We start from the raw sequence: 18,940 nt of genomic DNA, 5'->3' as shown, positions 1-18,940 counted from the left end.
AAATTTCCGCGCACAACAAAAAAACCTTTTAGTTTGGCACTAAAAAGGTCCGAATCCAAAGAAGGTCACTTTCATTTCGTCCTTCTGTCTCGGTCCTCTTCGGCTCAGAGCAGAATCCAACGCCATGTATAACGTCTTCAGCTTCACGGCTACCGCCAAGAGTGCAGCTCGAACAAAAGCCGATGCCGCCTCCTGAGGATAGTATAACAAATTACGTCAACTATTTCATCAGCCAAGTTGTACTTCCCCGGAAAAAATCGTAAAATCCTGACCGGCGTCGTTTACCAAAACAAGCGCGCCCGCCGGACTCAGACCCGCTGCCGTACCTTTCAGTTCGCCGGCGGCCGTCTTGACGGTAATCCGGTTCCCGATCGTAACGGACAACGCTTCCCACAAATGACTGATGGGGGCAAAGCCTTCCTGGAGGTACAGCTCGTACATCTGCTCCATTTCCGTCATAACGGCGCCGATCAACTCGGCACGGTCAATATGGGTTCCATTTTCGATTTTGAGCGAGGTTGCCGTTTCGGCAAGCTCCGGCGGCAGATCAGCCGCCTCCAAATTCGCATTGATGCCGATGCCGACTACGCAATAGCGAATCATTTCATCTTCACTGACCGACTCTACCAAAATGCCGCATGTCTTTTTCCCGCGAATCAGCAAATCGTTCGGCCATTTAATGCCGACCTCGACCCCGGCCACCTTGCGGATCGCGCGGCACACGGCAACCGCTGTCAGCAGCGTCAATTGTGGCGCAAAAATAAGCGTTTGCCGTTCGGGACGCAGCATCACGCTCATCCATATCCCTTTGCCTGCAGGCGAGTGCCAGGCCCTTCCCTGACGTCCGCGCCCTCCCGTCTGCTCCTCCGCGATCACCAGCGATCCCGACGGTCCGCCCTCTTCTGCGATCCTGCGCGCCTCTTCCTGGGTAGAAGTCGCCGTATCCAGCAGCTTAAGCCGCTTGCCGAAGACATTCGTTCGCATCGAACTCAACAATGCGGCATAGTCCAGCTTCTCCGGCTGCCGAATCAGCCGGTACCCCTTCCGCGACACCGCTTCGAATTCATAGCCTTCCTGCCGAAGCTTGTTGATTTGCTTCCATACGGCTGTTCTGCTGATCGCTAGTAGGCGGCTGATTTCTTCCCCCGATATATATTCCCCCGGATGCGCCAGAAGCATGTCTATAAGTCGATTAGATTTCATCCTTTATCACCACAGCTTTCGCTTGTTCCAATATCGCCTGCCGCTCATTGGGCAGCTTCCCGCAGGCCACCGCCAACACGAGATCCTTCATGAATTCGCCAAGCCAAGGACCGGCATTACGTCCCGAGGCTTCAAGCACCTCCCCGCCGCTGACGGCCAGCTCCGCAACCGTATGTAATTGAACTTCCTGATACCAGGCTTTTACGAATCGCAGCAATTCTTCCCAAGCCCCCGGTTCTTCTTTTTCCGCGGCTCCCCCGGCTGCTTGAACCCGCAGCAGCACCTCGCGCCGGGCCAGCCAGCGCTCCGCCGTTTGCTTGCCATAGGCAACCTGCAGCCGTATCCAGCCCAAGCGAAGCGGCTCCGTTGGGGCCTGTTCGCCTCTCCACCCGGCAGCGTGCAGTTCTTCGTTCCACGCTTCGTCAAAGCGAATCAAGGCCTCCGTATCCCGGATGACCGCATTGGGGAACGTCCAGCTTCTCATTAATGGAGCGGCCTCGGCTCCCGAAATCCCTAGCGCCTGCAGCAACAGCGACCAGCGCTCGGACGGTATATCCGATGAAGCTTGCTGCAAGGCATCGAGATGATCGCGCCCCGGCTGCGCGCAAAGCGGCGCGGGAAATTTGACATGGCGAAGCAAACCGCTGCGCGCAAGAAGCTCCAGACCGCGAAGCGGAAGAGGTCCGAGAATGATTTTTTCCATTTCCACGCGGATTCGCTCCATGGCGATGAAAGAAAGCTTGTCCTTTCCGGACAGCAGCGCCCGCCACAAGCTTTTGACCGGACGAAAACCAAACACCGCTGCGAAGCGGATCGCCCGCATCATGCGCAGCGCGTCCTCTTCAAACCTTTCGTCGGCAGCGCCTACGCAGCGAATCAGGCCGCGCTCGATATCCGCTTGCCCATGGAACGGGTCGGTCAACGCACCCTTTAAGTCCCGGGCAACGGCGTTCATCGTAAAGTCGCGGCGGCGCAAATCTTCCGTCACCGCGTCCACAAATTCCACGCTTGCCGGCCTCCGGTGATCTTCATATTGCGATTCCTTACGGAACGTCGTTACCTCGTAGGCTTGTTCGCCCATCAACACCGTAACCGTTCCGTGTTGAATCCCCGTCGGCACCGTCCTAGGAAACAACGCAATGACTTGCTCGGGTTTCGCCGAGGTTGCGATGTCCATATCGTGAACCGGACGGCCCATCAGTTCGTCTCGTACGCATCCGCCGACGAAGTAAGCCTCAAACCCGCCCTCAAGCAAAGTTTGCAGCACCGCTTCCCCCTGATCCAGCATCAGGGGGTCTACTTGTTTCCACCGATTCATTTGATCACAACCTCCAAAGCCAATCCGTCTTCTTTTTTATTGCCCCGTCATCCTCAAACCGGATTCAGCTCGGGCAGCTGACGGTTCAGCACGCGGTAATAAATCGATTCATAGCTTGCCATAATCCGTTCGCTGCTGAAATCGTTTTTCGCCCGGAGTAAACAGGCTTTCTTAATCCGGTCCATCAGCTCCCGATCTTGGAGTAGAGAGACGCTGTAGTCCGCCATTTGGCGCGTATCTCCAATCGGCGCGAGAAACCCGGTTTCGCCATGCTTCACGAGTTCCGGAATCCCGCCGGCTACTGTGCCGACGGTCGGCACGCCACAGGCCATCGCCTCCAGCGCCACTAGCCCGAAGCTCTCTTTCTCCGACGGCAGCAGCAGCAAATCGGCCATGGAAATGACATGCGCGATATCGTCCTGTTTGCCCAGAAAATGCACCCGGTCTCCGATGCCCATGTCATTGATCTTGCATTGGATTTTCGGCAAATCGGGTCCCTCTCCAACCAGCAGCAGCTGGGACGGCACTTTTTCATTCACCATCCGGAAAATATCAACAACGTCACTGACCCGTTTCACCGGACGGAAATTGGAGATATGCATCAGCACCTTCTCGTCGGGTCTGGCAAAATCCTCGCGGCATGATTTGGCGTCTCTTGGGTAATACTCGCGTTCATCGACAAAATTGTAGGTCAGGTCGATATCCCGGCTGATGTCCAGCACTTCCCGGGTTTCCCGCATCAGGTCGCGCGATACTGAGGTCACGGCGTCGCTTTCGTTGATGGCGAGGCGAATCAAATCCTTTAACGACTCATCTTGCGCCAGAACCGTGATGTCGGTGCCGTGAAGCGTCGTAACCACCTTCAGCGAGTCGCCGACCATTTGCTTGGCCAAAAACGCACATACGGCATGCGGGACAGCGTAATGAACATGCAGGACGTCCAGACCCTGCGTCTTGGCGACCTGAGCCATTTTTGTAGCCAAAGAAAGATCATACGGCGGAAAACGGAACACATAATAATCGCTGACTTCCACTTCATGGTAAAAAATATTTTTATGATAGCTCCCTAGCCGAAACGGCACGCTATGAGAAATAAAATGCACTTCATGGCCCTTCTCCGCGAGAAGTTTGCCCAGTTCGGTGGCCACAACCCCCGAACCTCCTAAGGAAGGATAACAGGTAATTCCTATTTTCAAAAATGAATCCATATGGTTGGGGCCTCCTTTATCATTGGTTTCTTTTCCAGCTTATGAGCGAGGCATGCCGAATAGATTCACCAAATAAGGTGTCTTGACCGCAAAACCCTCGGCATACGGGATCAGGCGCCGGTGCCCCAGCAAAGCGTCTCTCGCTTTTACCCGTTCCACATAGCCTTGATTGAGCGGTGTCGCGGCAATGTCTTCGCCCGGAGTCCCTAGGCCGAATTGCGATCGGTAACAGCCGAGGGCTCGCTCTTTTGTATCGTAATAATCCGTGACTTCGACCAGCAAATCCGGCGTCTTCCAGTCGTTGATGAAATAAAAATACAGCTCCGGCGCTTTCACGGCCGGCTTGTCCGGCATATAACGGCGCAGTTTCGAGTTAAAGGCGGCTTCCTCGACAAGTCTGCCGCAGGCGTTGTGATCCGGATGCCGGTCTTCCCAATACGGGGCAAAGATCAGCGACGGCTCATAGGTGCGGATGACCTCGGTCACCGCGGCGATTTGTTCCGCAGAGCCGGTTAATCCCCGGTCCGGCATGCCCAGATTAAGCCGCAACGAAAGGCCCATCGCTTGGGCCGCAGCTTCGGCTTCCCGCTTGCGCAGCTCGGGATTACCGTTGGACGAAAGCTCCGCTTCCGTCAAATCGCAAATGCCGACGCGATATCCTGCGGCGACATGTTTGGCAATCGTGCCGGCCATGCCGATTTCCGCATCGTCCGCGTGTGCTCCGAAGATCAAGATATCAAGACGTTCACTCATTTCGTCAGCCCCGGTTTATGCTGCTCGACGAGCTCGCGCCAGGCGAAATCGCCGCGATCCAGCGCGCGGACCAGAATTTCGGCCGTCGCCATATTCGTCGCTACGGGAATCCCGTGAACGTCACATAAGCGAAGCAGCGCGGTAATATCGGGTTCATGAGGCTGGGCCATCAGCGGATCGCGCAAAAAGATCACGAGATCCATCTCGTTCTGAGCGATCAGCGACCCGATTTGCTGATCTCCGCCAAGCGGACCGGACAAGAAACGGTGAATGGTCAAATTTGTGCTTTCCATAATTCTAAGCCCGGTGGTGCCTGTAGAATAAAGCTTTTTATCTTTGAAGACTTGCTCATAGGCAATTACAAAATTAACGATATCTTCTTTTTTACGATCATGAGCAATAAATGCAATGTTCATCATTAGTATTATCTCCCCTATTAATCAACAAAATGATCGAATCCGTAAATTAATCCTTTATAGCCAAGCACTTTTTTGATCGCCAAATTAACGCCGGGCATATATCCGGCCCGCTCATAGGAGTCGTGCCGAATTTTCAGCGATTGTCCGGAATCGCCGAATATAACTTCCTCCTGAGCGAAAATACCCGGGAGGCGAACGCTGTGAATGCGAAATCCATTGTAATAACCTCCGCGCGAACCTTCAATCGTCTCTTCTTCCTGCGGATTCCCCTGCCGGAATTCATCGCGGGTTTTGGCGATCAGCTCCGCCGTTTTGATAGCCGTCCCGGACGGGGCATCCAGCTTCTGATCACCATGATATTCAATAATCTCCAAATGGGGAAAATATTTCGCCGCTTGCGCCGCGAATTTCATCAGCAGAATCGCCCCGATGGAGAAATTGGGCGCAATCAGGCCTCCGATTTCACGGCGTTGGCACAGCTTGTCCAACTCTTCGATTTGCTCCGGCGTAAAACCGGTCGTTCCCACCACGGGAGAAACGCCAAGCCGAATCGCCGTTTCGGTATTGGCATAGGCGGACTTGGGAGTGGTGAAGTCCACCAGCACTTGGGCTTTGCTCTCGGCCAGCGCCCACTCCAAATTCTCCGTCAGCGCAACGCCACAGGCCGGCAAACCGACCAACGTGCCCGCATCCACTCCCGTATCCGTTAAATTTATCGCCGCGACCAGCCGGAGATCGGGATCCTGAAGCACCATCTTCACGACTTCCTTCCCCATTCTTCCGGCCGCTCCGGCTACAGCCACTTGGATTTGTTCCGACATGAACATCCCTCACATTTCTCTAGCATGATGATTGATCGATATAAGAAGCGTAACGTTGTTCCAACTCTTTCAACTGTTTGGCAATGCCGGAATCCTGTGATAAGGCTGAAGCCTCTCGAAGGGATTTCAAAGCTTGCTCATATTGTCCATTTTCGCCATATGCAATTGCAAGCCATACCAGCGATTCCGCCGAAAGCGGATCAAGCTGGGCGGCGCGTTCCAACAATCGAACGGCGGGTTCGACGGCGCTTTTCGCCATTTTGCCCGTTTTCCCCTTCGCCATATGTTTCTTGGCCATTCCTGTCAATTCCCTAGACTGCAAGCGGTCAAAATGGATTTGGTATTCCGTCTGCAAAGGAGCCAGAGCCGAAGCCAGACGGGCGTGGGCAATCGCTTTATCCAGCCGTTTACTGCGCGCGCAGGTAATCGAATACCTGTAGTGAATATCGGCGTGGTCCGGAGCAATCTCAAGAGCCTGCTCGAACCATTGAATGGCCTGTTCAAAATCGTTTTCGTAAATGCTGCGGTACGCTTTTTGCAGGAAATCCTCCGCCTTCATCTGCTGTCCCCCCTTTACGGATGGGTTGTTTCTGTTAACAGCATATGAAGTTTTGAGTTATTCGGTGTCCTTTTTCGTCCACCGGTCCGCGTCCCTCGTCGCAAATTTGTTCATGACCTTGTCATGCGCTTCCGTCAAATCTATGCCAAGCGAATTGGCGAAACAGATCGTAATAAACAAAATATCGCCAAGCTCAAGTTCAATCGAATTATCGGCTTCGTCGGCTTTTTTGGGCTTTTCGCCGAAGGTATGATTGACCTCCCGGGCCAGTTCTCCAACTTCCTCACTCATCCGGGCCAGCATTGACAGCGGGCTAAAATATCCCTCTTTGAACTGAGATATGTATTTATCGACCTCGCGCTGCATTTCCGCAAGAGATTTGTCCCGCAAAGTCCCATCCCCCCGTTTGTACGATTTTAACCCTATGTTATCGTATTGACGATTTGAAAACAAATCATTTTTTAATCGCGGCGGAAAAAGGTATACTTAGGAGGAATGCTAAAAATACGTTGTTTATTCTCGAACAGGTGAGGGATTACATGAGTGCTGCGACAAAATTATCGGGTTATATGAAAAGTTTGCTTCCTATTTTATTGGGAACCGCGATCTACGCTTTCGGACTCCTTTATTTCATTATTCCAAATCATCTCATGGAAGGCGGAGTCACCGGCATTACGATCCTGCTGAAATATGCCTTTAATATATCTCCGTCCTTCTCCAACCTGCTGCTCAACATTCCTCTCTTCCTTCTCGGATGGAAAATTCTCGGCGGAAGGCAGATGATCTTTACCGGCATCGGCATCGGTTCAATGACGTTTTTCCTCTGGCTGTTTGAACGCATGATAGATATGGGCTGGATTCTGCCGTTTGTAACCGAACGAGACTATATTCTCGCCTCTTTATATGCCGGGGTTACGCTGGGCGCAGGGCTGGGGATCGTTTTCCGGTACGGCGGCACGACGGGCGGCTCGGATATCGTGGCGCGAATCCTGGGGCGCAAATACGGGTTCAGTATGGGACAGGTTATTTTAACGCTGGATATCGTTATTATCGGGCTTTCGCTTTTCTACATTCAAAAAGAGAATATCCTGTACACGCTGGTGGCCGTCTTCATCTCTTCCAGGGTGATCGATTTCATTCAGGAGGGGGCATACTCCGCCAAAGCGTTTACGATTATCAGCGACCATGCCCCGGAAATTGCCGACATTATCACAAAAGACATGGAGCGTGGCGTTACGCTGATCCCGGCGATCGGCGCTTACTCCAAGCAGGCCAAGCATATGGCTTATTGCGTCGTTCCCCGGCAGGAGATTCGGCGGCTCCACAACATCGCCAAATCGGTCGATCCGCGCGCTTTCATCATCATCAGCGATGTGCACGATGTTCATGGCGAAGGCTTTAAGGAAGAGTAAGAAGATGCAGAAAAAGCCTGCGGGCCGGTCCCGCAGGCTTTTTCTATGTTCTCCAAAGTCATAACGCCATAAAATGCCGCTATTCCGCTAAAACATGCAATGCTCATCTCTAATAACGCCTATTTTTACCGCTAAACCCTCACCCATAGATCGAATCGCGGCAATTCTCACCAAACATTCGCCGGTTAGCGCCAATTTAGGGTCTTATTTAGCCGGAAATCATGTTTCTTCATAAAATAGAGGTGATTTATGGCCTAAAAATGATCACGGTTTGGTTCGCGTTTCCCTACCAACGATACCCCTGCACGCTGTCTTCGGGCTTGCGAACGGAGGTTACCGTCTGCGACGCATGATATTTGCGAATCGCCGTATAGGTCAAGGCAAGGACAATCCAACCACCGATCAAGGCGCTCCAATACCAGGGACTGCCATAACCCGTAATCGGCAAAAAAACGGGGTCGGCTTTTCGGCGTCCGAACAGCTCTTTGATAAGGCCCTCCCCCTGGGAAATAGCACCGGTAACGGCGGCCTCGTCAAATGTCTTGTCGTTGCTGAGCCGCTCCACATATGACATCCAGGAGTCAAACTGATTGATGATGGAAGGATCCCGGCGAATGACCGCGGCGGGACGGACGATGTTGTAATGGCCCTTCAAGGCCTGGAACGCCTTTTTCAGCTCGGTGGGGCTACCGGATGCACGGGCCCGGCTCATCTGCTTCAGATTGTCCCCCATCACTTTATAATACTGGAGCCATAAAGCCTGATCCTTATGGGTCAAACTGTTCACCGCAAGACGAAGACGCGCGGACGTTTGAATCCAGGCCTCCTGATTTATTTCGGCGCTGGCCAGCGTCTCGCGTGTATCCATAATCGCTTCCGCCAACGCGTGTATGCCTTCGACCGAGGTCAACCCCTTAAAAGACAACCCGCCCAGCTCATCAAGCAGCCTCTCCATATCAGCCAATGATTCCTGGGATTTCCCTTCTTGCATATGGGTATACAGCTCTTCCGCCGCAGCTTCGAAACGCTGCAGCTTCTGCGCACGTTCCTGCTCGGATACCTCCAGTGCAGGTTTGCCGCCGGACCCTTCATCCTGGCCTGAAGCAGCCAGCGCCGCCGCCGAATCCCAAAAGACCAGCGACAGCAATAGGAAAACGACAGCAAGCCCCCACAGTCTTCCGCCCTTCTTCACGGACATCCCCTCCCTACCATCATGGTATGGCAGGCTGTCCACCGTTAGAACCATAGGCTTAGGCTCTTTTTGCCCCCTTCAGCGCGAGCCAGCCGGCTATAATACTTGCCAGCGTCAAAGCCACTGTGTACACCATTACCGCGTTCACGTCATCCCACAGTGTTCGCGGCAACCACGGATACACCTCATATGTATAATCCACCGTATCGTTAAGCAGCGTCCAGGCTCCGGCGCTGAGCAGCATAATCGTGCCGAACTTGTACAACCGGACGAACAGCAGCGCCTCTACGGCCATTGCCAAATGGGAAGCGACCAGCATCCAGTCCTGCCAGACGAGTTCCCCGCCTTGAAAGGCGCCGGCAAAAATCATGCTGACCGCCCAAACCCCATATTTCACGCTGGTAACGACCGCCAATCCTTCCACCAGGGTTCGAATGAACCGGAATCGGCCAAGCGCCCCCGGAAACATAAGAAACAGCAGGGACAACGTAAAGAACAAGCTCGCCGTCGGACTATCGGGTACAAACACGATCTGCCAATGCGGATGATTCGCCCATGTATCCTTCAGTTGCGCATCATACCATATGTATCCGTAAACCGTTCCCAGCAAATTGCACACAAATAAGGCCCACAATATGAAGCGGGATGACAAAAACGACTTGCTCCAATAATACGATACCTTCAACCCGATATCCCTTCCTCCTGCGAAACTGCACTACTAAAAAAACCTGACCGCCGCACGATCAGGTTTTTGATGTTATCTATTATTTTACTGTTCCGTTTTTTGTTTCGCAAGCCACTCGGCCAAGTGGTCGATATCCTGGTCCGTCAAGCCGGTGCTGATCGCCGTATCGTACATTTTAGGCATCTTGCCGTTATATCCATCTTTGATAATGGAAAGAATCGCTTCCTTATCGTGCTTGTCGCCGACTCCGCGAAGCGTCGGCGCGGCGCTGGTGCCTTTGAGATCCGTACCGTGGCAAGTGATGCAAGTGGCTTTCTTGACCGATTCCATAGCAGGATCGTCCGGCTCAACAATCGCAACCTCCTTGGGCTTGATCGCGTTAGAGGCCGGCAAGCCCTTTTCCCGGTTTTCCCTTGCCTTTTCTTCCCGTTGAATATTCTCCGGCACCGTACCGGTTGCAGCAAGCTCATGCTTATAATGCGTCCAGGCAAAGTTCGTCAAATAAACGACGGAAGCCAGCGACAGCAGCATCAGCGAGGATGCGATAGGCCGGCGGTAGAAGCGGCGTTCTTTCCCGCGATCGAGAAACGGAGCGAGCAAGAGTCCGCCAAACGCCACGGTCGGAATGCCCAGTGTTCCAAGCACGACGTAATCGCCTGATGCGTACGGGTATTTCAAATATTGATACAGGAAAAGGAAATACCAGTCCGGCATCGGAATCACGTTAGCGCTTGGATTCGCGGGAAAACCCAGCGGTGCCGGTTCCGAGATGGTTAACACCAGGAAACCGACAAGCACAACGACGCCAACCATCCATTCTTTCAGCAAAAAGTTAGGGATAAACGCTTCCGACTTGCCGGGATACGCCGTATAATCTGGCGGTGCGATAAATCCGTCACCTTTGCGAACGCGGGAATCCCCAACAAACACGACCTTTTCCTTTGCATTGTCCTTATGTGCCATACTCCATTTCCTCCCTTCTTCCGAATGAATCGCGGTTTTCATAGAATCCTTATAGCGGACCGGAGATCCCCTGTCTGCGGATCATAATAAAGTGTCCTACCAAAAGGAGCAGCAGAACCGCCGGAAGGAAAAATACGTGGATCGCGAAAAATCGGGTCAAGGTTTCGGCGCCGACAATCGTCCCGCCTTGAAGCAATTCCTTGATGACTGGCCCGAGCACCGGCACCGAATTGGCGATTTCCAAAGTTACCTTCGTTGCAAAGTAAGCCTTGTTATCCCATGGCAGCAAATAGCCTGTCAGACCAAGGCCGATCATCACGAAAAAGATCAGCATGCCCACGACCCAGTTCATTTCGCGAGGTGCTTTATAGGAGCCGGTGAAAAATACCCGCAGCGTATGTAAAAACATCATGACGATGACCAAACTCGCTCCCCAATGGTGCATTCCGCGGACAATCTGGCCGAAAGCGACCTGTGTCTGAAGATACTCGACGCTGGCATAAGCGTTGATGATATCCGGCACATAATACATCGTAAGAAACATGCCCGACAAAATCTGAATGACCGTGATGAAGAACGTCAATCCGCCGAAGCAGTATACAAATGCGGAAAAATGATGCGCCGGGTTTACGTGCTCAGGGACCTCGTGATCGGCGACATCTCTCCAGATCGGCGTGATATCGAGGCGTTCGTCAATCCAGTTGTACACATTTTTAAACATCCGAATCTGCGCCTCCTTATTTCACAATCGTGTTCGGGACGATCTCGCCCAAATACACCCATTCATCCTTGATCATGACCTTGTATTCGTCAAGCGGTTTCGGAGCCACGGCGAGGTTTTTACCTTCCTTCGTATAATGCGCGCCATGGCATGGGCAATGATACTCGTTCGGAAAGCTCTTGTCGTTATTCCAGCCGACGGTGCATCCAAGATGCTTGCAGATCGGTGAAAGCGCATAAATTTTTCCGGACGCGTCTTTGCGGATCCAGGCGATCAGCGACGCTGTACTGGAATACCATCCATCCTGCTGCTGCAGCTCAAACGAAAACTCCTGAGGCTCAGTGGTGATTTTACTGACTTCTGCGACTTTGACAAACGCACCTTCGCCTTTTTTATGCAAAATAGGGTCTACCGCAAAGCGGACCATCGGAAGCGATACGCCGCCTACCATAAACGCAGTGGCGCCTCCCAAAGTGTATGTAAGAAATTGCCGGCGGGACATTTCCTTGCGGCTTGGCGTCTTATGCGAGGATTCAGGCTGGTCATTCTCATGGCTCATACTGTCTTCAACCCCTTTGTCAAGCAACTATTTCTACATTTCAATGACAATAATCACATTTATAAAAGACATATTAATAATATATTAGCCTTTTGAGAGCGTCAAGAATTTGTCACATCTTTTTCCAACTCAAAAAGGTTGTCAATCCGTAAAATGTCGGATTTCCGTCACATTTTCTTTTCATCTTTGGTGAGCCACAAGAGGCGGATTTTGTCCTGAATTAACTTGGCGGAAATCGAGTGGTCAGAGCCCAAAAATCGGCTTGGGATAACGATCAAGTCCGCATCCGGAAGCTCTTCCTCCGCCCATTCCACTCCTGCCGAAATCACGATGGCATATTCAAATCCGGAGAGCTTGACTTTTTGGCAGACACCGTTCACAAGAGCCGCAATTTCGTTCTTTCCGTACTGAAAAGAAGGATAGGTAACGATTCTCCCCTTAAATGGGATCTCCACAAGATCCATCAGGTCCCTTAGCTGCTCCAGCGCCACGGTCACTCCATGCGGCTGCTCCATTCCCGTTAGGCCTGTGACCGGAATCAGGCAGGTATCCAAAAAAGGGCGCAGCTCCTCCCAAGATGATGGTTCTACTTCGCTAAATTTCATTATTTCAGGCCTCCTCCCGATTTTTCTTCCTCATTATAAACAGGGATCATTGACAAATCCATCCTTTTACGTTTATATTCAATCTGTATTACAGATCGATCTGTATTATAGATCGTTATAAATACCTGAAGGGAGAACTTGCGCATGGAACATCACAGACCTGTCTCAATGCCGATTTCCCCGGAGCAAAGCAAACTGCTTGAAAGCGCCTTGCGAATCAAAATCTTGAACGTGCTCGGGGGCGCGCCCCGAACTTCCAAGCAAGTTGCCGATCTGCTCGGGAAAACGCCGGGGAATGTCCATTACCATATTCAAAAGCTGTTTGACGGAGGACTGCTCGAACTGGTCAGAACCCAAGCGGTTGGCGGCGTAGTCGAAAAATATTACCGGTCCAAAGGCACGTTTTTTAAACGGGAACGTCAGCAAAGCGCCGAGGGTGCGGAAGGGAAGCCGCCCTATCGGGCTGCTACCAGGCTGCTGCTGTCCGAGAGCCAGTATCAAGGTTTTCTGGATGAACTCGAAGCGCTTCTGATCAAATGGGAAGCTATGGAAACCGACGGCGAGGAATACGGAGTAACCTTTACCGTCAACCGCTTGCGGGAAGACGAAGAGATATTTGGACAATGACAGAGGAGGATGATCCCATGGAAATCGAAAACCAGCAGCAAGCACAGGAAAGGCCACGGCACCTTTTTTCTCGTTTTTTCCGGCAATACAGCGACCCGTTTCGCCTTTCCCGCTCTTTCCCGTACTTGTGGCTGGGACAGCTGATTTCATTTCTCGGCAGCTCCGTCACCATGATCATCCTGCCGGTGATCGTTTATTCGCTCACGGGTTCGACAACGACAATGGGGTTGATCATGGCGGCGTATATGGTGCCGAATATTGTCATGCTGCCGTTTTCGGGATGGATCGTGGACCGTTATAACCGGACCTATATCATGATGTTTACGGACGCCGTCCGTTTCTGCATCATGGGATTCATTGCCGTTTTACTTTTCGCGGATCGCTTATTCATTCACGGGCTGTTTGTGTTAGTTGCCTTATACGGTTTGATGGACGGACTGTTCCAGCCCGCATACGCCGCGCTCCGGGCATCTGTGTTCACCCCGGAAATCCGCAATTCCGCCAACGCCTTGACGCAGATCAGCAACCAATCCGTCCGATTGATCGGCCCTTCCCTGGGGGGAGTTCTGGTCACCTTTCTTTCCGCGGGCTGGGGCATTGCGCTGGATGCGCTCACCTATGTGGCTTCGTTTGTTTTCCTCATGCTTCTCAGCAAACTGATTCCTTTTCAGCCCAAGCAAACGGCTCAGGCTGGTTCAGCCTCCTCCGGAATAACCGCAGACTTCAAAGAAGGCTTGTCCGTTCTAAAAAGCAACCCTTGGCTGCTGATCACGATTCTTGCGTTCTCTTTTATTAATATTTGTTTCAGTGGGGTTGTCATGGTCCTGATTCCCTGGCTGTTCAAGGTTCATCTAGGGCTGCCGCCTTATGTATACGGAGTTGCCGTAACCTGCTCAGGCGCCGGCGCCATCGTCGCCGGACTTTGGTTCGGAGCGAGAAAACAATGGCATCGCCGCGGTTACCTCGCTTATGGCGGAGCGTTCTTAAGCGGCATAGCACTGGTGCTTATGTCAGTGACGACTTCACCCTATGGACTTTGCGTGCTTTTTGCTCTGGAGGGTTTCGGCATCATGATCTTTGCCCTGATCTGGGAGACCAGCATGCAGGAGCTTGTGCCGCAGGAGGCGTTCGGACGAGTGGCCAGCCTCGACATGCTGGGCTCATTCGCCCTTCTCCCGCTCGGATACATTTTGATAGGATGGCTTGCGGATCTTTTGGGCGGCATTCAGACGATCGCTTTATTTGCCGGCATGGGGCTTCTGTCCATTCTTTGCGTCGTCTTCCTACCGGCCATACGAAAATTCGACTAACCCGGTTCTCCATTCGCGGTAAACAAAAAGAAGAAATGCTCTTAAGCATTTCTTCTTTATCGTTCTTCCAATGTTTTCAGTTCATCCGTCAGAAGCCGGAAGGCCATCTTATCGCCATTCGCCAAAGCGGTATCGATCTCGCTGTAGATTTGTTCTGACCGCTGTTTTCGGAGCGCTTCGTCCCATATCATTTCCGCCGCCAAACTGAGCATAATTTCATAAGTAACCTTCATTTGATCCATAGGATGCACCTCCAACCCTGGTTTAAGAGATCCTATATTCGTTTCCTTTCGCCACATAGCTGTCCGTCGTCAGCTTCATTCGCCGCAAATCATCTTCCGTCAGTTCGCGAATGACTCTGGCCGGTGAACCTAGAGAAAGAGTATAGGATGGAATTTTCGTATTTTCCGTAATTAAAGAACCTGCTCCTACTAAAGCATATTCACCGATGTCGGCCCCGTTCAGGACAATGGCCCCCATCCCGATTAATGTGCCTCTGCCGATTCGGCAGCCGTGAATGATTGCGGCATGACCGACCGATACGTCGTTCTCGACGATCAGGGGCTGATTGGTGTTGACATGACCGATGACGCCATCCTGGATATTGGTACGCTCGCCGATGGTGATTCCGGCCAAATCCCCTCGCAGCACGGCATTAAACCAAACGCTCGCTTCTTTTCCTATCGTTACGTCGCCAATCAGCTTAACGCCTTCCGCAATATAAACCGCAGGGTCTACAAACGGTGTCTTCCCTTGATACGGTATGAGCACGGTATTCACTCTCCCATGGATAGAATTGGGAGTGAATGTATCAATAACGGAGAACCATGTCAACGGCTGCTTTTCTTCGACCTAGTCCTTCTGAAGCTGCTCAACGGCGGTTCTCCCAAACGGGGTGGTCTGTACATAACGAGTACGCTGTTCATCTTCACCGATGCGAACCATGCCCAGATGAAGCATCATCTGTAAAATTCTTTCCTCATAAATCGACTCCGGCGAATCGTAAAAAAATGGTTTGATCAGCGACTCCACTCGGCCAAACAGCGAGGAAACGGCGACCCAATCTTTGGAGCAGCGCTGCGTCCAGTAAACCAAGGACAGCAGGTTTGGCACCGGACCTTTGTACAACCTCAGCCAAAACCGGACGAACGATATCATCGCCTCCCGCTTTCCTTCCTCCAGATAAGCGTTCCCGGAGGCGGTCAACTCCAAGCGGTCGCGGTCCTCCTGGATCAGACGGGAATGAAAAGCATAATCATACAGCAAGGCAAACCGGTTGGGATAATCCTTGAACCTCCGGCCGTATCCAAACCGCCACCCTTTCCCGGTCAATGGCTCGGATACATGGAGCGACTCCAAAATCTGCAATTGGCTTCTGCGGTACATGACCCCCTCGCTGTTTAAAGGGATGTCCTGATTGGCCACATATCGCAAAAACAGAATCAAATCTTCCGGCAGCAACTCCGGCTCCTCCCGATACACGGAAGGTTCCGCGGGGGCTCGCATGACTTCCGCCTTAAAACGAGCCTCGAGCGCTTCGCGAAAGCGCCGCTTCAAATCCTCCGGCACCGCGAAAAGATACCTCGTGCTTTGCGTGGAACCTTGAAACAGCCAGCCCCGCTGCCTGAATCTTGCGATCATGTCTCTGGGATTCTCCCGCTCTTTGGCATCCTGCGTAAACCGTGCCGCCTGCGCGCAAGCGATAAGCTCCTCGAGACTGAACTGGCGGCGTCCGTCAAAAAGCAAGGTGTTCAGAAACCGCAAATCTTCCAGACTCATCCCGCTTACATGCTGATCGATAAAGTCTCTTCGGCCAATCGTCTGCAGGATCGATTGAATCAGCTCATGCTTGGAATTTCCGCTGCACTCGCATTGATAGTGGTTTGCGATTCTGCTGAGTTGACCAATATCGGCAAAAGTGAGCATGTCCGCCAAATTCATATTTTACCGCCTCGCCGTTTTACTACCATTATGGGAATTTTCCCGGCATTTATTCCCTACAAGTAAAAAAGTGCAAAAAAAATAATCCGGCTATTCCCGGATTATTTAGATTCGTTCGCGATCTCTTCCAAATGGCGGGTACAATTGTACAAGCGAACGTCCCATTCTTTTTCATTCTTCTCAAGGATGGTCAGCGACAAATTTCCGATCCGCTCACTGTAGCGGTCCTGGTACAAAGCGGTATACAGCTGGGCCAGCAAACCGCCGTGCGACACGACAAGCACGTTCTTGTCCGGAAATTGCTCAGCCAGATCCGTAATGAAAGCCAGCGCCCTTTTACGGACCTCCTCATCCTTTTCCTGACCAAGCTCAAGCAGATGCCAATCCTCTCCCCACAGCGATTCCCTTTCCTCTGCGGTCAAGCCTTCCACTTGGCCGAACGCTCGCTCCATCAGCCGCGAATCGGGATCATACACGGGAATTTGCAGGGCCTCCGCGATAATCTTGCCGGTCTCCTGCGCCCGGGACAAACCGCTCGTAATCACAAAATCCCAGTGATAATTCTGCTCCTTCTTGAGTCTTGCAGCCAGCAGCCTGGCCTGATTTTTCCCTTCTTCATTCAGCGGAATATCGCTTTGTCCCTGGATTCGGCCAATCGCATTCCAGTCCGTAAGTCCGTGTCGTATGAATCCTACAAGCATAACGAGCCTCCTCTAGAGTCATCCATTCACTTATGAAATCTATTATAAAACAAGCGCCCCTGCCGCATCAAAGCGGAAGAAGCGCCCCCCGTACCTCTTATCTCTTCAAACGGCGAATTCCATTCCAGGAAATCAGAGCCAAAATCATCCCTGCCATCGATAAATACATCCAATACTGCGGGTATGCCGGACTCATCTGTGCGGCAAAAGGTTCGATGATCCCCCTGGAAATATCGGGCAGAGAGAACGAAAAGTCGTCCGTTGTGTCCATATCCGCAGCCGCCACGGCAGTCGGTACGATGCCGGTCATCGGCTCGGCCGTTTTCGTGTCCGGCGTAGATCCCCCAAATAAAATAATCAGGAAGCTGAACAAGAATATCGCCACGAAACTGGAAGCCCAGATCGTAATGCGCCGCCGCATGCGTCGGGTCGCTCCACCTCTGACATCCGGCGCGAGCCACGGCGATTCCGCATAAATCCGGTCCATGACTTTCCGATTTACGGCTTCAGCTTGCTCCTCCGTCACATCCAAGGAATATTGCTGTAATAGATCGAAGTTGTCCTCCAATTGATCGTATTCAGCCGCGCAACGATCGCAGCCCAAAAGATGCCACTCCAGCATTTTACGCTGAGGATGTTGTTCGGGCAGATCCCGCAACGATCCGAACAATTCTTGGGCCTCTTTACAATTCATCTGCTTTTCATCCCTTCGTAATGCTCGTAGATGGGTTCATAAAAGTAGGGTTCAAGCTGACTTTTTACGCTACTCCGCGCCCGGAACAACAAGGATTTCACCGCGCTTACGCTCTGTCCCAAGATACACGCAATCTCCTGATAATCCAGTTGATCGTATTCACGCAAAATCAGAGCAGACCTTTGTTTTTCCGGAAGATTATTGATCGCTTCCCGCACTTTGCCGACCTTCTCGCTGCGCAGCACCGCTTGTTCCGGCACTACCTCGCTTGGTGCAACCGGTACGACGCCGCTTTCGTCCAGCGGAATGCTGCCGCTGCGCTGTTTACGAAGCTCGCTGAGCACCGTGTTTCTGGCAATGGTATACAGCCAGGTGGAGAAGGACGCATCCAATTCCCGGAAGGAGTGCAGACTCCGAAATGCTTTATAGAACGTTTCCGAGCACAAGTCTTCTGCGAGCAGCTCCAAATGAGCGCTCTTTAACATGTGGTATACGAATGCCAAAATCTTGCGCTGATACCTTCGCATCAGCTCAGAATAAAGCTCCGTATTTCCCTCTTTGATTTCTCGAATCATCTGGGAATCCGTCATTGAGTGCGATCCTCCTCGCCCATCCATAGCTTCTTCCCGTTCGACTCTTTCACCAATTATTACCGAACAGGAAGCAAAAAGTTGCGGTGCTTATGTATAAAAATAGAAAGAAATTTTCATTTAATTTCATGAAAGCATTCAAGCTTGCAATCCTTCAATATTATACCATAGAACTGGGGATTAAAAAAACACCGTTTTCCCCAAAAAAATGTGTAAAAACAATGGCCCCGGAATATGCCGCAAAGGCATTTCCCGGGGCCGCAACCAAAGTTTACATTTGATCAATATTCTTGGGGATAAACGGGAACATCATTGTCATAACCACCCGTCAAACGGTGGTTTGTTCTAAGGCTATATTGCCGGTCCGCGTTTAAAGGCGCCGGCTTTTGCCTCGTTCAAGCAATTATGCCATTAGTGAAAGAGGGGGAATATCCCTGTTCGAACTCAACTTTATTGGCATTGGCGCTCGATTAACCGGTGAAAACCATCTGGAGCCCGAAGTTAACTTATTTACGATCTATATAAAGGGAAAAGCTCCAGCTAATTTAAGAAAAATGAGGATTTACAGCGATTTAGCTGGAAATGCTCCCACTGCTATGAACGAATTTGTCAATTCCCCTGTTTTTCCCCCTTTAAACCAAGGGTTTCAATTCCTTGGG

24 protein-coding genes are annotated in these 18,940 nt (G+C 51.8%); 4 read left to right on the top strand and 20 right to left on the bottom strand.

Annotation, left to right across the window (positions count from 1 at the left end; all coding sequences use genetic code 11):
* Positions 1–228: 228 nt before the first annotated feature.
* Genes ACI48K_RS12310 through ACI48K_RS12275 form a run of 8 tightly spaced genes read right to left on the bottom strand, consistent with a single transcriptional unit; the run spans position 229 to position 6,647 of the window.
* A complete protein-coding gene (locus ACI48K_RS12310; RefSeq protein WP_475027887.1) occupies positions 229–1,203 on the bottom strand; it encodes a biotin--[acetyl-CoA-carboxylase] ligase in 975 nt (324 codons plus the stop codon).
* Positions 1,193–2,521 carry a CCA tRNA nucleotidyltransferase gene (locus ACI48K_RS12305; RefSeq protein WP_475027886.1) on the bottom strand — a complete coding sequence of 443 codons (1,329 nt, stop codon included), beginning with the start codon at positions 2,519–2,521 and terminating at the stop codon, positions 1,193–1,195. Before ACI48K_RS12305 ends, ACI48K_RS12310 begins: the two co-directional genes overlap by 11 nt.
* Positions 2,522–2,574: 53 nt before the next feature.
* A complete protein-coding gene (bshA, locus tag ACI48K_RS12300; protein WP_475027885.1) occupies positions 2,575–3,729 on the bottom strand; it encodes an N-acetyl-alpha-D-glucosaminyl L-malate synthase BshA in 1,155 nt (384 codons plus the stop codon).
* Between the two features lie 39 nt (positions 3,730–3,768).
* The gene (bshB1, locus tag ACI48K_RS12295) at positions 3,769–4,482 is read right to left on the bottom strand and encodes a bacillithiol biosynthesis deacetylase BshB1 (RefSeq protein WP_475027884.1); all 714 of its coding nucleotides are present in this window, start codon (positions 4,480–4,482) and stop codon (positions 3,769–3,771) included.
* Positions 4,479–4,901, bottom strand: a complete 423-nt coding sequence (mgsA, locus tag ACI48K_RS12290) for a methylglyoxal synthase (protein ID WP_475027883.1) — start codon at positions 4,899–4,901, stop codon at positions 4,479–4,481. Before mgsA ends, bshB1 begins: the two co-directional genes overlap by 4 nt.
* Before the next feature lie 17 nt (positions 4,902–4,918).
* Complete coding sequence (dapB, locus tag ACI48K_RS12285; RefSeq protein WP_475027882.1) at positions 4,919–5,722, bottom strand: 4-hydroxy-tetrahydrodipicolinate reductase; 804 nt, start codon at positions 5,720–5,722, stop codon at positions 4,919–4,921.
* 19 nt (positions 5,723–5,741) lie between these two features.
* Positions 5,742–6,281, bottom strand: a complete 540-nt coding sequence (locus ACI48K_RS12280) for a tetratricopeptide repeat protein (protein ID WP_475027881.1) — start codon at positions 6,279–6,281, stop codon at positions 5,742–5,744.
* 57 nt (positions 6,282–6,338) lie between these two features.
* Positions 6,339–6,647 carry a nucleotide pyrophosphohydrolase gene (locus tag ACI48K_RS12275; RefSeq protein WP_475028100.1) on the bottom strand — a complete coding sequence of 103 codons (309 nt, stop codon included), beginning with the start codon at positions 6,645–6,647 and terminating at the stop codon, positions 6,339–6,341.
* A 173-nt stretch (positions 6,648–6,820) separates the two neighbouring features.
* On the opposite strand from ACI48K_RS12275, the gene ACI48K_RS12270 reads away from it, so the two are divergent.
* Positions 6,821–7,693 carry a YitT family protein gene (locus tag ACI48K_RS12270; RefSeq protein ID WP_475027880.1) on the top strand — a complete coding sequence of 291 codons (873 nt, stop codon included), beginning with the start codon at positions 6,821–6,823 and terminating at the stop codon, positions 7,691–7,693.
* Positions 7,694–7,979: 286 nt separating this feature from the next.
* Here ACI48K_RS12270 and ACI48K_RS12265 read toward each other — a convergent pair whose 3' ends face one another.
* The 6 genes from ACI48K_RS12265 to ACI48K_RS12240 form a co-directional block, all read right to left on the bottom strand.
* Entirely contained in the window at positions 7,980–8,885 is a 906-nt protein-coding gene (locus ACI48K_RS12265; RefSeq protein WP_475027879.1) for a sporulation protein YpjB, read from the bottom strand.
* A gap of 58 nt (positions 8,886–8,943) precedes the next feature.
* Positions 8,944–9,570, bottom strand: coding sequence for a DUF1405 domain-containing protein (locus ACI48K_RS12260; protein ID WP_475027878.1), 627 nt, complete (start codon positions 9,568–9,570; stop codon positions 8,944–8,946).
* 84 nt (positions 9,571–9,654) lie between these two features.
* Positions 9,655–10,533 (bottom strand): c-type cytochrome, encoded by an 879-nt coding sequence (locus ACI48K_RS12255; protein WP_475027877.1) that lies wholly within the window; start codon positions 10,531–10,533, stop codon positions 9,655–9,657.
* A gap of 49 nt (positions 10,534–10,582) precedes the next feature.
* Positions 10,583–11,254, bottom strand: a complete 672-nt coding sequence (gene qcrB / locus ACI48K_RS12250; protein ID WP_475027876.1) for a menaquinol-cytochrome c reductase cytochrome b subunit — start codon at positions 11,252–11,254, stop codon at positions 10,583–10,585.
* Positions 11,255–11,270: 16 nt separating this feature from the next.
* The gene (locus ACI48K_RS12245) at positions 11,271–11,813 is read right to left on the bottom strand and encodes a Rieske (2Fe-2S) protein (protein WP_475027875.1); all 543 of its coding nucleotides are present in this window, start codon (positions 11,811–11,813) and stop codon (positions 11,271–11,273) included.
* Between the two features lie 167 nt (positions 11,814–11,980).
* The gene (locus ACI48K_RS12240; RefSeq protein ID WP_475027874.1) at positions 11,981–12,418 is read right to left on the bottom strand and encodes a DUF2487 family protein; all 438 of its coding nucleotides are present in this window, start codon (positions 12,416–12,418) and stop codon (positions 11,981–11,983) included.
* Between the two features lie 144 nt (positions 12,419–12,562).
* Between ACI48K_RS12240 and ACI48K_RS12235 the strand changes: the two genes are divergently transcribed.
* Together ACI48K_RS12235 and ACI48K_RS12230 are read left to right on the top strand one after the other, a co-directional pair.
* Positions 12,563–13,045 (top strand): helix-turn-helix domain-containing protein, encoded by a 483-nt coding sequence (locus ACI48K_RS12235; RefSeq protein ID WP_475027873.1) that lies wholly within the window; start codon positions 12,563–12,565, stop codon positions 13,043–13,045.
* A gap of 17 nt (positions 13,046–13,062) precedes the next feature.
* Entirely contained in the window at positions 13,063–14,355 is a 1,293-nt protein-coding gene (locus ACI48K_RS12230; protein WP_475027872.1) for an MFS transporter, read from the top strand.
* Between the two features lie 56 nt (positions 14,356–14,411).
* Here the strand turns inward: ACI48K_RS12230 and ACI48K_RS12225 are convergent, their stop codons facing one another.
* From ACI48K_RS12225 to ACI48K_RS12200, 6 genes are all read right to left on the bottom strand, one after another.
* Positions 14,412–14,597, bottom strand: coding sequence for an IDEAL domain-containing protein (locus tag ACI48K_RS12225; protein ID WP_475027871.1), 186 nt, complete (start codon positions 14,595–14,597; stop codon positions 14,412–14,414).
* Between the two features lie 22 nt (positions 14,598–14,619).
* Entirely contained in the window at positions 14,620–15,126 is a 507-nt protein-coding gene (locus ACI48K_RS12220; protein WP_475028099.1) for a gamma carbonic anhydrase family protein, read from the bottom strand.
* An 81-nt stretch (positions 15,127–15,207) separates the two neighbouring features.
* Complete coding sequence (locus ACI48K_RS12215) at positions 15,208–16,296, bottom strand: hypothetical protein (protein WP_475027870.1); 1,089 nt, start codon at positions 16,294–16,296, stop codon at positions 15,208–15,210.
* Between the two features lie 101 nt (positions 16,297–16,397).
* Positions 16,398–16,997 (bottom strand): histidine phosphatase family protein, encoded by a 600-nt coding sequence (locus ACI48K_RS12210; protein WP_475027869.1) that lies wholly within the window; start codon positions 16,995–16,997, stop codon positions 16,398–16,400.
* Positions 16,998–17,094: 97 nt separating this feature from the next.
* On the bottom strand, positions 17,095–17,691 hold the full coding sequence (locus ACI48K_RS12205) for an anti-sigma factor family protein (protein ID WP_475027868.1): 597 nt from the start codon (positions 17,689–17,691) through the stop codon (positions 17,095–17,097).
* Positions 17,688–18,281, bottom strand: a complete 594-nt coding sequence (locus ACI48K_RS12200; protein ID WP_475027867.1) for an RNA polymerase sigma factor — start codon at positions 18,279–18,281, stop codon at positions 17,688–17,690. The genes ACI48K_RS12205 and ACI48K_RS12200 overlap by 4 nt, the downstream gene beginning before the upstream one ends.
* Positions 18,282–18,667: 386 nt before the next feature.
* On the opposite strand from ACI48K_RS12200, the gene ACI48K_RS12195 reads away from it, so the two are divergent.
* Positions 18,668–18,940: hypothetical protein (locus ACI48K_RS12195; protein WP_475027866.1), on the top strand; the 273-nt coding region annotated here is incomplete at its 3' end.

The sequence above is a fragment of the Paenibacillus terrisolis genome, assembly GCF_056171975.1.
Note: the sequence above shows the minus strand (reverse complement) of the source record. Positions and strands in the feature narration are given on the sequence as shown.

Coding starts and splice junctions, on each gene's coding strand:
- ACI48K_RS12240 (WP_475027874.1), bottom strand. CDS start 12,418: ATGAAATTTAGCGAAGTAGAACCATCATCTTGGGAGGAGCTGCGCCCT.
- ACI48K_RS12225 (WP_475027871.1), bottom strand. CDS start 14,597: ATGGATCAAATGAAGGTTACTTATGAAATTATGCTCAGTTTGGCGGCG.
- ACI48K_RS12310 (WP_475027887.1), bottom strand. CDS start 1,203: ATGAAATCTAATCGACTTATAGACATGCTTCTGGCGCATCCGGGGGAA.
- ACI48K_RS12210 (WP_475027869.1), bottom strand. CDS start 16,997: ATGCTTGTAGGATTCATACGACACGGACTTACGGACTGGAATGCGATT.
- ACI48K_RS12275 (WP_475028100.1), bottom strand. CDS start 6,647: ATGCAGCGCGAGGTCGATAAATACATATCTCAGTTCAAAGAGGGATAT.
- ACI48K_RS12305 (WP_475027886.1), bottom strand. CDS start 2,521: ATGAATCGGTGGAAACAAGTAGACCCCCTGATGCTGGATCAGGGGGAA.
- ACI48K_RS12280 (WP_475027881.1), bottom strand. CDS start 6,281: ATGAAGGCGGAGGATTTCCTGCAAAAAGCGTACCGCAGCATTTACGAA.
- ACI48K_RS12215 (WP_475027870.1), bottom strand. CDS start 16,296: ATGAATTTGGCGGACATGCTCACTTTTGCCGATATTGGTCAACTCAGC.
- bshA (WP_475027885.1), bottom strand. CDS start 3,729: ATGGATTCATTTTTGAAAATAGGAATTACCTGTTATCCTTCCTTAGGA.
- qcrB (WP_475027876.1), bottom strand. CDS start 11,254: ATGTTTAAAAATGTGTACAACTGGATTGACGAACGCCTCGATATCACG.
- dapB (WP_475027882.1), bottom strand. CDS start 5,722: ATGTCGGAACAAATCCAAGTGGCTGTAGCCGGAGCGGCCGGAAGAATG.
- mgsA (WP_475027883.1), bottom strand. CDS start 4,901: ATGATGAACATTGCATTTATTGCTCATGATCGTAAAAAAGAAGATATC.
- ACI48K_RS12200 (WP_475027867.1), bottom strand. CDS start 18,281: ATGACGGATTCCCAGATGATTCGAGAAATCAAAGAGGGAAATACGGAG.
- ACI48K_RS12205 (WP_475027868.1), bottom strand. CDS start 17,691: ATGAATTGTAAAGAGGCCCAAGAATTGTTCGGATCGTTGCGGGATCTG.
- ACI48K_RS12235 (WP_475027873.1), top strand. CDS start 12,563: ATGGAACATCACAGACCTGTCTCAATGCCGATTTCCCCGGAGCAAAGC.
- ACI48K_RS12270 (WP_475027880.1), top strand. CDS start 6,821: ATGAGTGCTGCGACAAAATTATCGGGTTATATGAAAAGTTTGCTTCCT.
- ACI48K_RS12245 (WP_475027875.1), bottom strand. CDS start 11,813: ATGAGCCATGAGAATGACCAGCCTGAATCCTCGCATAAGACGCCAAGC.
- bshB1 (WP_475027884.1), bottom strand. CDS start 4,482: ATGAGTGAACGTCTTGATATCTTGATCTTCGGAGCACACGCGGACGAT.
- ACI48K_RS12255 (WP_475027877.1), bottom strand. CDS start 10,533: ATGGCACATAAGGACAATGCAAAGGAAAAGGTCGTGTTTGTTGGGGAT.
- ACI48K_RS12230 (WP_475027872.1), top strand. CDS start 13,063: ATGGAAATCGAAAACCAGCAGCAAGCACAGGAAAGGCCACGGCACCTT.